This is a genomic window from Bradyrhizobium sp. CSS354, assembly GCF_029051725.1.
GTDB lineage: Bacteria > Pseudomonadota > Alphaproteobacteria > Rhizobiales > Xanthobacteraceae > Bradyrhizobium.
In genome coordinates this window covers 326,882-340,905 of record NZ_JAACFU010000005.1, presented here as the reverse complement: position 1 = coordinate 340,905, position 14,024 = coordinate 326,882, and the positions used below count along the sequence as shown (strand labels likewise).

The 14,024-nt window shown below is 65.4% G+C and carries 11 protein-coding genes; 4 read left to right on the top strand and 7 right to left on the bottom strand.

Features of this window, described 5'->3' with window-relative positions; genetic code table 11:
• Nucleotides 1-20 precede the first annotated feature (20 nt).
• From flgK to GWG67_RS14445, 4 genes are all read right to left on the bottom strand, one after another.
• Nucleotides 21-1,904 carry a flagellar hook-associated protein FlgK gene (flgK, locus tag GWG67_RS14460; RefSeq protein WP_275169981.1) on the bottom strand — a complete coding sequence of 628 codons (1,884 nt, stop codon included), beginning with the start codon at nt 1,902-1,904 and terminating at the stop codon, nt 21-23.
• A 34-nt stretch (nt 1,905-1,938) separates the two neighbouring features.
• Entirely contained in the window at nt 1,939-4,200 is a 2,262-nt protein-coding gene (locus GWG67_RS14455) for a flagellar hook-basal body complex protein (protein ID WP_275169980.1), read from the bottom strand.
• Nucleotides 4,201-4,470: 270 nt separating this feature from the next.
• Nucleotides 4,471-4,983, bottom strand: a complete 513-nt coding sequence (gene msrB / locus GWG67_RS14450) for a peptide-methionine (R)-S-oxide reductase MsrB (RefSeq protein WP_085357245.1) — start codon at nt 4,981-4,983, stop codon at nt 4,471-4,473.
• Between the two features lie 56 nt (nt 4,984-5,039).
• Nucleotides 5,040-6,524: an FAD-binding oxidoreductase gene (locus GWG67_RS14445; RefSeq protein ID WP_275169979.1), complete on the bottom strand. Its 1,485-nt coding sequence runs from the start codon at nt 6,522-6,524 to the stop codon at nt 5,040-5,042.
• Nucleotides 6,525-6,733: 209 nt separating this feature from the next.
• Between GWG67_RS14445 and GWG67_RS14440 the strand changes: the two genes are divergently transcribed.
• Together GWG67_RS14440 and GWG67_RS14435 are read left to right on the top strand one after the other, a co-directional pair.
• The gene (locus GWG67_RS14440; RefSeq protein ID WP_275169978.1) at nt 6,734-7,264 is read left to right on the top strand and encodes a histidine phosphatase family protein; all 531 of its coding nucleotides are present in this window, start codon (nt 6,734-6,736) and stop codon (nt 7,262-7,264) included.
• 110 nt (nt 7,265-7,374) lie between these two features.
• A complete protein-coding gene (locus GWG67_RS14435; RefSeq protein WP_007602088.1) occupies nt 7,375-7,800 on the top strand; it encodes a universal stress protein in 426 nt (141 codons plus the stop codon).
• A gap of 921 nt (nt 7,801-8,721) precedes the next feature.
• Here GWG67_RS14435 and GWG67_RS14430 read toward each other — a convergent pair.
• Nucleotides 8,722-8,958: a DUF1127 domain-containing protein gene (locus GWG67_RS14430; protein WP_275169977.1), complete on the bottom strand. Its 237-nt coding sequence runs from the start codon at nt 8,956-8,958 to the stop codon at nt 8,722-8,724.
• Between the two features lie 183 nt (nt 8,959-9,141).
• Here GWG67_RS14430 and GWG67_RS14425 point away from each other — a divergent pair, with 183 nt between their 5' ends.
• Nucleotides 9,142-10,485: a PLP-dependent aminotransferase family protein gene (locus GWG67_RS14425; RefSeq protein ID WP_275169976.1), complete on the top strand. Its 1,344-nt coding sequence runs from the start codon at nt 9,142-9,144 to the stop codon at nt 10,483-10,485.
• 26 nt (nt 10,486-10,511) lie between these two features.
• Here GWG67_RS14425 and GWG67_RS14420 read toward each other — a convergent pair whose 3' ends face one another.
• Entirely contained in the window at nt 10,512-11,099 is a 588-nt protein-coding gene (locus tag GWG67_RS14420; protein ID WP_275170198.1) for a hypothetical protein, read from the bottom strand.
• Between the two features lie 79 nt (nt 11,100-11,178).
• On the opposite strand from GWG67_RS14420, the gene GWG67_RS14415 reads away from it, so the two are divergent.
• Nucleotides 11,179-11,613, top strand: coding sequence for a hypothetical protein (locus GWG67_RS14415; protein ID WP_275169975.1), 435 nt, complete (start codon nt 11,179-11,181; stop codon nt 11,611-11,613).
• A gap of 2 nt (nt 11,614-11,615) precedes the next feature.
• Here GWG67_RS14415 and GWG67_RS14410 read toward each other — a convergent pair whose 3' ends face one another.
• Nucleotides 11,616-14,015 (bottom strand): EAL domain-containing protein, encoded by a 2,400-nt coding sequence (locus GWG67_RS14410; protein WP_275169974.1) that lies wholly within the window; start codon nt 14,013-14,015, stop codon nt 11,616-11,618.
• Nucleotides 14,016-14,024 lie beyond the last annotated feature (9 nt).

Below are 14,024 nucleotides of genomic sequence, written 5' to 3'. Positions count from 1 at the left end.
TTTCAGAGCCCTGTTACTTGTTACACTTGAGCCTGGAGCAACGTATTCATCATGCTCTGCACCACCGACATGACATGAGCGTTGGCGGCATAGGCATTCTGCAGCTGGATCAGGTTCGACATTTCCGAGTCCAGATTGACGCTGGAGGTCGAGTTGAACTTGGCCTGCAGCGTCGAGACCACGACGCTCTGGCCCTGCTGGAGCTGGGTCGCCTGGGTCGCGGCATTGCCCTGGATGCTCAGGAACTGCTGGAGGTAGTTCGAGACGCTGCCGGTGAAGGGCTGGCTTGCCGAGCCCAGACCGGATTGCGGCGAATAGGAGAACACCGCCGAGGTGAGCTGCGAATAGAGATAGTCCGAGCGCGTGGTGTCGCCCGTGGGCGTCACCGGCGAGGTGTTGTAGACCGACAGCCTGGTCGGGTCGGTGGCGAGCTGCGTGTTCACGGCGATGCGCCCGGCAAGGCCGGTCATCTGCGAACCCGATGCCGTGATCGCGCCGGTGTAGAGCGCCTGCCCACCATCGGTGAACAGCGGCAGTTGCGGATTGCCCGAGGTCAGCGACGAGATCGTCTTGGTGATCGAGGCCGAATTGACCTTGGCGAGGCCGCTGTTGTCGTCGGTCACCCGCAATGTGGTGGCCGTCGCCGGCGACGGGGCGGCGGCGAACGACAGATGCGAGCCGTTAAGCGCGGTGTTGAGCGCCGAGGCGATCGCGCTCATGCCGCCGGCGAAGTTCACCCCGATCTGCATCGGATTGGCGTTGGTGGCATTCTGGAGCGGCAGCGCCGTCGGATCGGTCACGTTGACCAGCGTGACCTGTCGCTTCGTGTTGGTGGTCGTATCGGTGTAGGTGAAGTTGACGCTGTTGCCCGGCGCCGCCCCGGCAAGATCGAGATCGAAGCCGGCCGGCGGGCCGGTGACCGTGCTGCCGGCCGTGGTCTTGTCCGACAACGCGCTCGACATCGTCGCGGCGAACTGGTCAATCTGGTTCTGCGCCTGCACCAGCGTCTGATCGCGCAGCTTCAGATCGGCCGCGATCTGGCCCGAAGACACCACGCTGTTGGCGATGACGTCGACCGAGGATCCGTTCGGGAGCCTGATGTTGAACGCGCCGACGCCGGATTTGGCCGCATCGATGTTGTAGAGCGAGGTCGCCGACAGCGCGCCGGCGGACGCAAACGTGAATTGCGAGGCCAGGCCGGCGCCGACCAGCTGGATGCCGGTGGTGGTGTAGATGTTGGCCTGATTGGACCCGTCGGTGGTGACGTGGACGTCGACATATTTCGACAGCGTGTTGATGGCCTGGTCGCGCTGGTCCATCAGCGTCGCGGCCGAGGGGTCGTTTGCCGACAGGCCCTGGAGCCTGCCGTTGATGTCGGCGACCTGCTGCATCGCCGCGTTGGCGGCTAGCGCCGAGGTGCCAAGATCCTGCTCGACGTTGGAGCGCAGCGACTGGATTCCCTTGGTGGCGAGGTTGAGCTGCTGCGCCAGCGTCTGCGCCGCGCCGAGCGCAACCGTCTGCGCCGACGACGAGCCCGCGTTGGTCGACAGCGCCTGCAGCGCCGTGGTGAAACTGTTCAGCGCGTTTTCGAGCGTACCGCTGTTGCCGGGCGTGCCATAGACATTCTGAAGCTGCTTCAGGATGTTGGCCATCTGGTCGGCGTAGCCGCTGCCGCCGGTCTCGGTGCGCAGCTGGTTCTGCACATAGGTGTCGAGCTCGCGGCTGACGCCGGTCGTCATCACCGTCGAGCCGAAGTCGCCGGTGGTGACCTCGATCTGGTTCGGCGTCTGGACGACGTAACCCGGCGTCTGCGAGTTGGCGACGTTCGAGGAAACGATCGAGAGCGCAGCCTGATTGGCACGCAGACCGCTCATCGCACTGGCGAGGGCTGAACTCAAACCCATGTTGACTTGCCGCCTTTGGTTACGTCACGCGCGATCAGCGCAACACGTTCAAGAGGTCCTGCACCATCGAATTCGCGGTCGTGATCACCTTGGTGTTGGCCGAATAGGCCTGCTGGGTCACGATCAGCTTGGTGAATTCGTCGGCGATGTCGGTGTTCGAGCCTTCCAGCGACGAGCCGCTGATGGTGCCCGACGCGCCGTCGATCGCGGGCCCCGACTGCTCGGTTGAAGCGTAAGCGCCGCCGTCGATCGCCTTGAGATAATTGGTGCCGTTGAAGTGCGACAACGAGACCTGTGCGAGGTCGAGGTTCTGGCCGTTGGAGAAGGTGCCGACCACGAGACCGTTGTTGTTGACGGCGACCGAGCGGAGCTGACCCGCGGCGTAGCCGTTCTGGGTGATGGTGTTGATGGTCACCGCGCCGCTGGTGCTGGCATATTGCGTCAGCCCGCCCGAGGAGATGTTGAAGGACACCGAGCCGAGCGACTGCCCGCTGACGCTGACGTTGTTGATGGTGATGCCCGAGCCGCTCGGCGAGGTCAGTGAGCCGTCGGAGGCAAAGGTGAAGGCCTGGCCGGTGTTGACCCAGCCGACCGTCGAACCGGTCGCATTCGGGTCGGTCTGGTAGAACATGTTCCAGGTATCGGCATGGCCGGCGCCGAGCGAGGCGCTGTCGGTCTTGGCCCAGCGCAATTGCAGGTTCACCGGCGTGCCGGCGGCGTTGTAGGCGGTCACCGCGCCACCGCTGATCGATTCCTTGGTGAAGGTCGCGATGTCGTTGCCGATGACGCCGCCGGTGCCGGCGGTGCCGCCGCCGTCACGATTCTTGCTGATGGTCGAGGTGAAGCCGAGCGCGGCGAAGGCCGCACTGTTGGAGCTGGCTACCGAGAGATTGGAGACGGTGCCGGTGTTCAGCGTGATGACGCCGCCGCTGCTGATCGACGACCCCGACGCGCCGGAGAGAGCGTCGATCTTGCCGAGCAGGGTCGTGATGTTGTCGGTGATGTTGATCTGGTTCGGACCGGTGGCGCCCGAGGCCACAAAGGTCAGCGTCTGACCGTTGACGGTGATGGTGTCGGCGGGCGGGCCTGCCGAAAAGCCGGACGAGAGCACCTCGGCGCCACCGGCCGTTGCCGCGCCGCTCAGCACCGTGGCGCCTGTGATCGAGGGCGAGGACAGCACGTTGCCGCCCCGCGCCACGCTGCTGATGCCGAGTGCCGTGGCTGCGGTGCCGCTGTTGACCGCCACGTCGGTGCCGGTACCCGTCGAGATCTGGATATTGCCGCTGGCGGAGAGCGAGGCCGTGACACCGGCACCGCCGGCCGTCTGGATCGCATTCAGGATGCTGGCCACGGTCGCCGTCGTGCCCGCGCCGAGACCAATCGTGGTGTTGCTGCCAACCGTCGCGACGGTGGTGCTGCCGTCGAAGGTAATTGTGTTGCCGTTGATGGTCAGCGTCTGGCCGCTCAGCGCTGTGAGGATGCTGGAGGCGAGATGCGTGCCCACGGCATTGTCGAGCGAAGTGGTGCCCGATGCCACCGCGGACGAGTTGTTCTGGAGCGGGACCGTGCCCGTCCCCGTCGTTGACGAATAGGCCGAGCGGATGTTGCCCGTGGCGGCTGCGCCGGACACCGTCGCGCTGGTATAGGGCGCGGGCGGTGTGCCCACCGGCAAGGGGTTGGCCTGGAAGTCCGACGGATTGATTCCGCCAGCCGCGAGCAGCGTCTTGGTCGCCGCAGTCGTGCTCGCGACGGTGTTCGGCTGGGTCGGCAGGTTCGCCGCGTACTGGATCGAGGTCGTCGCCTGTGCCGGGATGAAGTTGTTCTGGAATTTCAGGACCGTCGCAACGTTGCCTTGCGGGTTGCCGGTCTTCGGGTCGACCGTGACGCCCATCAGGTAATAGCCGGCGCCGTTGACCAGATTGCCGTTGGCATTGAGCTGGAAGTCGCCGCGCCGCGTGTAATAGGTGACGCCGCTGAACACCGGCGAGTTGTCGACGATGCCGGTTGCCTTCTGGATCGAGAAGAAGCCGTCGCCGGTGATCGCCATGTTGGTGGCGACGGTGGAGCCCGAGATCGTGCCTTGCGTGGTGATGGTGGCCTTGGCATTGGCGGTCACGCCGCCGGCGACCTGCTTGCTCGGCACCGAGGCGTCCGGAATGAGATCGACGAAGCTGGTCCCGATGCCCTTGTAACCGGTGGTGGATGAGTTCGCGATGTTGCCGGAAATGTTCTGCAGCGCGTAGGACTGCGCCTGCAGGCCACCCACCGAGGTGTTCATTGCATCGAAGATACCCATAACTTTGTCTCCAGATCCGATCTCGGCGGCCGGTCGACCATGGCCGCAGTCGGAGGAGACTGTCGCAAGGGCTATGCCAATGCGGGTTTTCTCAGGAAATCAATGACTTGACGAAAAAGCCCCGGTCTGATGACCGGGGCACAATTGCCGGGACCGGCAACAATTGCCGGCACGATTGTCGTTCCGGAGCGATGCGTCAGCATCGAATCCGGAACCTCGAGATTCCCGGTTCGGTCCTGCGGACCGCCCCGGAATGACGAGGAGAAAGGCCTACGTTGCGGATGCAGCCGCGGGGTGGAAGACCAGCCCGAAACCGTCGATGCAGTAGCGCAATCCGGTCGGCTTCGGACCGTCGTCGAACACGTGCCCGAGATGGCCGCCGCAGCGCCGGCAATGCACCTCGGTGCGGAGCATGCCAAAGGTGCGATCCTCGGTCTTGCCGACATTGCCCTCGATCGGCTGGTAGAAGCTGGGCCAGCCCGTGCCGCTCTCGAATTTGGTGTCGGAGGCGAACAGCGGCAGGTCGCAGCCGGCGCAGGCGAAGACGCCCTTGCGGTGCTCCTTGAGCAGCGGGCTGGAGCCCGGCCGCTCGGTGCCTTCCTTGCGCAGGATCTCATATTGCTGCGGCGTGAGCTGGGCACGCCATTCGGCGTCCGTCTTCTCGATCTCGAATTTCTGTGCGGCTTTCTCTCCAGCCTCCGCGGGCGATGCTCTGAGCCAGCGGAAGGCCGCAAGGCCAAACAGGCCGGCGACAGTCGTCAACAGGATGCGGCGGTCAAACATCTCATTCTCCATGAGGGAGCGTCCATGCCCTGAGATACGGGCTTTAACCGCGTACGTTACACTTCCGGGCGGGATTTTTCTCGGGTCTCGTGCGAGACGCTGTCGTCGCGCGAGGCTCGTTCCACGGTTTCGGACGCAGTTTTCGGCTGGGTAAGCCGCGGCCTGACACCTGACGGCGGCCGGCGCGGCCCGGTGCCGGCAGCCCGGTTGGCTTCGGCGAGGCGCGTCTCGCGTTGCCGGTCCTTGATCCTGGCACGTTCACGATAGCGCGCAAGCGAGCCTGCCGCGGCGGAACTCGCCCTGCCCCAGATTCCGACCAGTTGGCCGGCAACCCGCCCCGTCGTTCCCCCGGCCCAGACCAGCTCGAACGGTGAGAACAGCTTCCAGCGCTCGTCGCCCCACAGGATGCTGCGCGCGATCATCTGCCCGGCCATGGCCGAGGTGTTCATGCCCTGGCGGCCGAACCCGCTGGCCACCCACAGGCCTTTGCGCAACTGGCCGATCTGCGGCATGCCATGCACGGTCTGGCCGGTGGCGCCGCCGAAGGTTTCGGTGATTTCGACATTGCCGAGTTGGGGAAAGATGGACCGGATCCGCCGCCTGACGGCGCCCGCAAAGCGTTGCGGGCGCGCCGCCCAGGTGGTCTCCGGGCTCTCCCACATCAGGCGGTCGCCATCGACGATCCGAAAATGATCGACGCCGTCGGAATCCATCACCGATCCCCTGAAGGACATGATCTCGTGCACGCGCTCGCCGAGCGGCGCGGTGATGCCGGTATAGCGCCAGACCGGCAGCAGCGTTTCCGACAGGCGCCGCAACGGCGCCCCGAGATGGATGTTGCCGGCAAGCACGATGTGGGTGGCGCGCAGCCGCGCCGAGGGCGTGACGATGCGCTTGCGGATACCGGAATGATCGATGCTGACGACCGGCGTATCCTCGAAGATGCGCGCCCCCGCCCGCCGCGCCAGCGCCGCGAGGCCGTGCACATATTTGCGCCCGTCGACCTGGAACGCCCTCGGATAATACACGCCGTGGAAGTAGTGATCGGTCTTGAGCACCTCGCGGACGCGATCGGCCTGCCAGCCCTCGACCTCGGTGTCGAAATCCTCGGTGAGCATCTGCAACCGGCTGATCAGCCGGTCGCCGGCATCGACGTTGGAGACCTCCAGCACGCCGTCGCTCGGGCCGATCCCCGGCATGTTCTCTTCGGTGGCGTTGGCCCGGACGAACTCGGCGCCCTCTTTCGACAGCGTCCACAATTCCCGCGCGTCCTCGAAGCCGATGCGCTCGATCAGCTCGGCGAGCGGCAGCGCGAAGCCGGGCATCACGGTGCCGAGCTGGTTGCCGGAGGCGTTCCAGCCGACATGGCGGCCCTCGAGCACCGCGACGCTGGCCCCGAGCCGGGCCGCCTCCAGCGCGATGGAGAGTCCGGCAAGCCCGGCCCCGATGACGCAAATGTCCGCATCGAGGTCGAACGACAGCCGCGCCCGGTCGCGAAAGCCGGCTTCTTCCTGGGACACGCTTGTGAAAGTCTCGCTCATGTCGTTTTCTTAGAGCATGATCCGGAAAACTGTGCAGCGGTTTTCCGAAAGATCATGCTCGAAACAATAACCTAAAGCGCGATGACGATTCGCCCTAATCTCATCGCGCTTTAAAAGCCTGAGCGGCCGCTTGTCACCTTGTCCTCGACCGGCGCCTGTAGATTATCCTCTCAGATTGTCCTTTGGTCGTGCAACGATTCGAGAATGCCATGCGCCGTTTGCTGCTGCTGCGTCACGCCAAAACCGAGACCGACGCGCCGAGCGGCCGTGACCAGGATCGGCGTCTCGACGACCGCGGCCGCCGGGATGCCGCGCAGCTCGGCGACTGGATCGCCACCCATCCGCCCTTTCCCGAGACCGTGCTGGTGTCGCATGCCGTCCGGGCCCGGCAGACCTGGGACATCGCCTGGGAGGCGATGAAGGACCGCGTCGCGGCGCCGCAGGTCGAGATCCTGCCGGAACTCTACGGCGCCGATCCTGCGCAGATCCTCGAGACCATTCGCACCGCGACCGTCCCGGCCGACCCGAAGCAGTTGCTGCTGATCGGCCACAATCCGGGCATGCACGAGGTCGCCTTGATGCTGACGGGTGGCGGCGATCCGGCCGCCGCCAAGGCGCTCGCCGACAATCTCCCCACCGCGGGGCTTGCGATCTTCGATTTTGACGTCAAGGATTGGGCCGACGTGGCCTACCGCCGCGGCAAACTGGTGCAGTTCGTCAGCCCAAAGCTGCTTCGTTAGCTTATGGCTGCTTCGATCGGAATGAGACGCGTAGCGCGCCGTCTCGACCGGTTGATCCAGCCAAAACTTCCTGATCGCAAGACGTCCTGACCGCAAGATTGGAGGCGCAGATGTTCAAGTCCATCCTCGTGCCCATCGACCTCGCCGACACCGATCTGGCCAAGCCGGCGATCGCGACCGCGGCAACGCTGTCGCAGACCTGGAGCGGCGTGGTGCGCCTGCTCAACGTGCTGCCGATGACGCCGGTGATGCTGGCCGAATACGTCCCGGCCGATTTCGACGAACAGCAGCGCCAGACCTCGGAAGAAGCCCTCGCCATCGTCGCACGCGAATCCGGCATCGAGCCATCCCGCATCTCCAGCGTGGTGCGCCAGGGCGGCATCTACCACGAGATCCTGGAGGAAGCCGTGCACATGAAAGCCGAGCTGATCGTGATGACCTCGCACCGGCCGGCGATGCGCACCTACTTCCTCGGCTCCAATGCCGGGCATGTCGTGCGCTACGCCAAGTGCTCGGTGCTGGTGGTGAGGCACTGAGCGTTGCGGCGAAACTCAGCATTGCAAGCTGCCAGGTCGTAGCCCGGGTGAGCGAAGCGATACCCGGGACAGCTCGTGTCACGATTCCCGGATATCGCTTCGCTCATCCGGGCTACAAGCCCCTGCGTTGCCCGTCGGGCAAAATACCAAAACTGCAGGTCAACGCCCGCCGCTGAAAATATTCTACTTTACCGAACTTCGGAAATCACGTATGTGTCGCGGCAACCCGGCCCAAGGAAGAGGGGCGTATCGCGATCGTCACGAACGCGGGCCGGACGGCGGCGGACGCTGGGCCACATCGGCGCGAATGGCTTCGCAGGGCGGGCAACCGTGAGCGTAGGCGTCGCGCACACGACCGGTGTTGACAGCGTACGGCAAAACCGTGTCGTCCTGACGCCCGGGGTCTGTGCGTCAAGTCTTGTGGTGATGTGGCGGACCGACCGGGCACGCAGCATCAGCGATCCATGAGGCGACGGGGGCAATAGTGCATCGCTCCCCGGGGAGAGCACGGCATAAGCCGTAAAACCGCTGCGAAGGGAAGGCCGGACGTTTTGGCTTCACCTGTATGCCGCTGTGCAGATTTTCTTACTGCAACTTTCGCACAGTGGACCGCGGGTGCCAGCCGGCGCCCGGTCTTCCCTGCGCCCTCTTTCTTGAGAGGGCAAGGCGATGAAGCAAAGCTCGGGCGAACCAAGCCGCGAGAGGGCGAAGGTATGTCTACGATGAAAGCACGAGCTAAAGGAGCGACAGTGCTACCCACAAATGCCGTCATTGCGAGCGCAGCGAAGCAATCCAGAGTCTTTCCGCGGTGTGATTCTGGATTGGCTTCGCTGCGCTCGCAATGACGATGTTGAAGCGGGTGTGCCTGAAAACTCAGTCTGGTGCCCCGGACGCAGCGCGTCCGGGACAAGAGCGAAGCGCTTACAGATAGCGCGTCAGTTCTGCTTTGGCCTGACCGTAGACCGCGTCCTCGATCTGGCTGCGCGTGATCCCGATGTCGCGCAAGGCGCGGTCATCGAGGTCGTTCAGCGTCTTGACGGCGGAGCGGCGCTCCAGGCTGTCGAACAGCGCATAGGCGCCGTTGGCCAGCTTGCGGAAAAATCCGTCTGACGCGGATGAGCGTAAACTCCGCCCGGCGGTCTGCGAGATCGTGGTCATTGTCCTTCTCCGGCCTGTTGTCCACGCGGCGAAACGGATGCCGTTGGCGCAAGCGCCCGAGCGCCTGCACCTCATTTGCCTCGGATTGCTCTCGCTCTCCTCGGCTCAATCATGGAGCTTGATGGAACTTAAATGCTCCACTACACTACTCGGAGCAAGTGAAACATTGCTCTCGGTGCAATAATGTCCAAGTTCGAATACGTGAAGCTTGCCGATGCCATTGCTCTCGATATCTCTAACGGCACGTTAAGGCCGGGCGACCGGCTGCCGCCGCAGCGTAATTTTGCCTATGACCGCGGCATCGCGGTCTCGACCGCGAGCCGGGTTTATACGGAGTTGCTCCGCCGCGGCCTCGTCGTCGGCGAGGTCGGCCGAGGCACCTTCATCTCCGGCGCCATCAGGCGGGAGGTCGAGGCGCTGAGCGAACCGCGCGACGCGCGGATTGATTTCGAGGTCAATTACCCGCTGCTGCCGCAGCAATGGGCGATGATCGCCAAGAGCCTTGCCGGTCTCGAACGCGTCGACGCGCTCGAATCCGCGCTGCGCGTCTCCACCAGCACCGGCACCAAGAGCGCGCGCAATGCAGCCGCCGCCTATCTCGCGCGCAAGGATTTCGCGCCGCAGGCCGAGCAGATCGTCTTCACCGCCAACGGCAAGCAGTCGCTCGCGGCCGCCCTCGCAGCCCTCGTTCCCACCGGCGGCCGCTGTGGCGTCGAGGCGCTGACCTATCCGTACGTCAAGAGCATCGCCGCGCGGCTCGGCGTGACGCTGGTCCCGATTCCGATGGACGAATTCGGCGCGCGCCCCGACGCCATCCAGAAGGCGCATCGCGAGGCACACCTGTCGGCGCTGTATCTCCAGCCCATCATCCAGAACCCGCTCGGCGTCACCATGAACGCGACGCGGCGCGCCGACATCATGCGCGTTGCCGAGAAGCTCGATCTCACCATCATCGAGGATGCCGTCTACGGCTTCCTGGCCGACGACACCCCGCTGGCCGCGCTCGGCCCCGACCGCTGCATCGTGATCGACAGCCTGTCCAAGAAGGTCGCGCCGGGCCTCGCGCTCGGCATCCTCGTCGCGCCGCCGCGATTGCGTGAGAGCGTGATGAGCGCGGTCCGCACCGGCGGCTGGATTGCGTCAGGCCATGCGCTCGCATCCGGGCAGCGGCTGATGGCAGACGGCACCGTCGCCGAGCTGACGCGGCTGAAACGCATCGACGCCGCGCGCCGCCAGCAGACCGCGGCAAGGCTGCTCGCCGGCTACCAGCTCTCCGCCGATCCACGCTCCTATCACCTCTGGCTCACGCTGCCGGCACACTGGCGCTCGCAGACCTTCGTCGCCGCAGCCGCCCGGCGCGGCATCGCGCTGACACCGTCCTCGACCTTCGCGATCGCCCATGGCCACGCACCGAACGCAGTGCGGCTCGCGCTCGCCCCGCCCACGTTCGAGCAACTCGATTCCGGCCTGCGCACGATCGCGTCGCTGCTCGGCACCAAGGAAGAGGATTTCGACTCGACGGAGTAACGCGCCGTCCAGGGCAACACGGCCATTTAAGGCAGCAAGGCCCTCGGCACGCGATCGAAACCGTAGCTCCGCGGCTGGTTGCGCCGGACGAAGCCGCCGACCTGCCAGGCGAACAGCGCGGCAAAGCCGATGATGAACAGCGCGCCGGCAAATTCGCCGATCGCGAGCGCGCGGATCAGGAGCCCAGTCATCGCTACTGCAAGCACCGCAAGAAAAGCCAGCATCGCCAAATAGGTCCTGCGGCCAAGGCCCGCGGTCAACTCGGCGCGGCTGCCGGCCTGCGCCATGCGCGCGTGCAGCGCGACGATGAAATCCCGAAAACCATTGTCCTGCGGTGCCATCAGCGCCGCCGTCTGCCAGCTCGTCGACAGAATCCTGATGCGGCCGCCATTGGAGTGGCTGACATCGGCGCGAAAGCGGTGCTGCTGCATCGACACCGGGCGGAACGACAGCCGGATTGCACTGATCTCGTCATAACGCCAAAGCGAGCTGCGGCCGGCGATGTGCCAGGACAGCCCCTCCTCCGTCAGCTCGAATCGATGCGCCGAGCCGATCAACGAAGCCTTATAGGCATAGCTCGCACCCGCAGCCGCCTCAGCTCCCGAATCCTGCATCTTCACAAACAATCCAATCCGGGCGATCCAGTCTGCGATCCGCTTGCGCGAGCGCCCTGCCCCATCCTACAAGCGAGACATGGCTGAGACGATTTTTTTTCCGCGCCGCCTGATTCTCGGCGCGGCCGTGATCTCCGGCGTGCTGCTCGCGCTCGCCGTGCACATGCTGGGCGCCCGCTACGGGCTCGACCTCGGCGGCCTCTGGCACTCGGACACCCACGTGTTCATACCGGCGGGCGCGGCGATCGCCTGGTGGTTGATCGCCTCCGTCGGCTTCTCCGGCGGCTATTTCACGGCGACCCTGATGCAGAGCGCCGTCTCGGGCCAGATTCCGCGACGGATGCGGCAGTTCCTGATCGCGGTCGGCGTGCTGCTGCTTGCGGGCGCGGGCCAAGTGGCCTCGGCGCCGAGCCCGGTGCCGACGGTCTCGGGCGTGCTGGCCGGGATTGCCGCGCTGGGCCTCGGTGCCGTGATGGCATTCTGCGGCGCACATTTCGCGCTGCGCCGCGGCTAATCTCAGGCGGTCGCGCGCAACGGCGGCCGGTCCAGCATGATGGCGACATCGGCAGCGGGCCGCGGCTTGCTGAACAGATAGCCCTGCGCCTGGGTGCAGCCTTCGCGCCGGAGCAGCTCGAGCTGCGCATCGTTCTCGACCCCCTCTGCCGTGGTGACGATGCCGAGGCTCCGGCCCAGCCCGGTCACGGCGCGGATGATCGCCATGGAATCCTCGCGCGTCGCGAGTTCCGACACGAAGGAGCGGTCGATCTTGATCTTGTCGAAGGGGAAGCTGCGCAGATAACTCAGCGATGAATAGCCGGTGCCGAAATCGTCGAGCGAGATGCGTACGCCCATGGCGCGGAGGTCATGCAGTGTGGCCAGCGTCGCCTCGCTGTTCTGGAGCAGCACGGATTCGGTGATCTCGAGCTCGAGGCGGCGAGCGTCGAGCCCGGAAGCGACCAGCGCCTCGGTCACGGATGCGATCAGGTTCGGATTCTTGAACTGCACCGGCGACAGGTTGACCGCGACATCGACATCGTCGGGCCAGGTGGCCGCGTCGGTGCAGGCGGAGCGCAGCACGAACTCGCCGAGCTGAATGATCAGTCCGGTCTCCTCGGCCAGCGGAATGAAGTTCAGCGGCGCGATCAGGCCGCGCTGCGGATGGTTCCAGCGCAGCAGCGCCTCGAACGCGACGACACGGCCGCTGACGACGTCGCGGATCGGCTGATAGTAGGCCTCGAACTCGTTGCGTTGCAGCGCGGCGCGCAGGTCCATCTCCAGCAGGCGCCGAGCCTGTGCACGCGCATCCATGCCGGTCTCGAAGAACCGATAGGTGCCGCGGCCGTCCGCCTTGGCGCGATACAGTGCGAGGTCGGCATTCTTCAACAGCTCGTCGGGATTGCTGCCGTCCTGCGGCGACAGCGAGATGCCGATCGAGACGCCGATGATGATCTGATGGTCGTCGATCTCGTAAGGCGCAGAGATCACTTCGACGAGGCGGCCGGCAAGGGACCTTGCCGCGGTTTCCTCGGAACGTCCGATCTGGACCACGGCGAACTCGTCGCCACCGAGCCGCGCCACGGTGTCGCTCTCGCCGACGGTGGCCTTCAGCCTGCGCCCGACCTCCTTGAGCAGCGCATCGCCGATGGGATGGCCGAGCGAGTCGTTGATGTCCTTGAAGTGGTCGAGATCGAGACAAAGCACCGCGAGCTGGTCGTCCGATCTGGTCCGGCGCAGTCCCTGCACGAGCTGCTCGTGGAACAGCACGCGGTTCGGCAGGCTGGTCAGCGCGTCATGGCGGGCCATGTGCGAGATCTTGGCCTGGGCCTCCAGCCATTCGGTAATGTCCTCGAAGGTCGCGACCCAGCCGCCGCCCTGCATCGGCTGGTTGACGACCCGGATGGAGCGGCCGAACCTGGTTACGACGTCGGTCGTGGTCCGGCTCTCGCGCGCGTCGGCGACGAGCCGGGCAAAGAATTCGCCGGCATCGCCCTGCCACTGACCCTTTGCCTGTTCCTCCCGCAGCACGTCGACCAGCAGCCGGCCGGTGAGCAGGGTGTCGGTGCGGCCGAGCATCGCGGCATACCGCTCGTTGAACAGGATGATCTTGCCCTCCGCGTCGAACATGCACAGTCCCTGCGACATGTTCTCGAGCGCCGTGTCCAGCACGATCTGCTGGCGGCCCAGTTCGCCCTTGGCGCGGCGGTCGAGTAGCGCGGCCACCAACGCAATCGCGATGATCGCGACCGCGGCGCTTGCGGTGAAGAAGGACAATGAGTCCGCCGGGATCGATAACCCGCTGATCGCGAGTGTCGGATCCGGCGTCAGCACGACCGCGCCCATCGCTGTGAAATGATGTACGACGATGGCGACCGTCAGCAGGGTGCTCGCGGTCAGCGCATGGAAGAGGTCGTCGCGCCGCGCAGCGACGAACAGGGCGAGCGCTGCAAAGACAATTCCGAACAGCACCGAGGCGGCAACCGTGCTCCCGATCCAATTGACGCGTGCCGGCATTTCCAGCGCCGCCATGCCGGTATAATGCATCGTCGCGACCGCGGTGCCAACGATGGCGCCGCCGAGCACGACCCACGGCGCGCGCACGGAGGATGCCGCGAGACTCAGCCCCACGAAGGTTAAGGAGATCGCGAAGATCAGCGAAAGGATCGTCACCGGGATGTTGTAGGCGCCGGCGCCGCCCGGCCCGTAGGCGAGCATCGCGATGAAATGCGTCGCCCAGATGCCGCATCCGCTGACGGCGGCATCCAGGGCGATCCAGACCAGGCGCCCGGGGCCGTGCGTCGCGCGCGCCCGGTGAAACAGGCTGATCGCCGCCGCGCTTGCGAGCAGGCACACCGCGCCGCCAAGCGCGACGAGCCGCCAGTCGTGTTCTTCGGCGAGACAGTAGAGAACTTGATACATTGCGGGCCC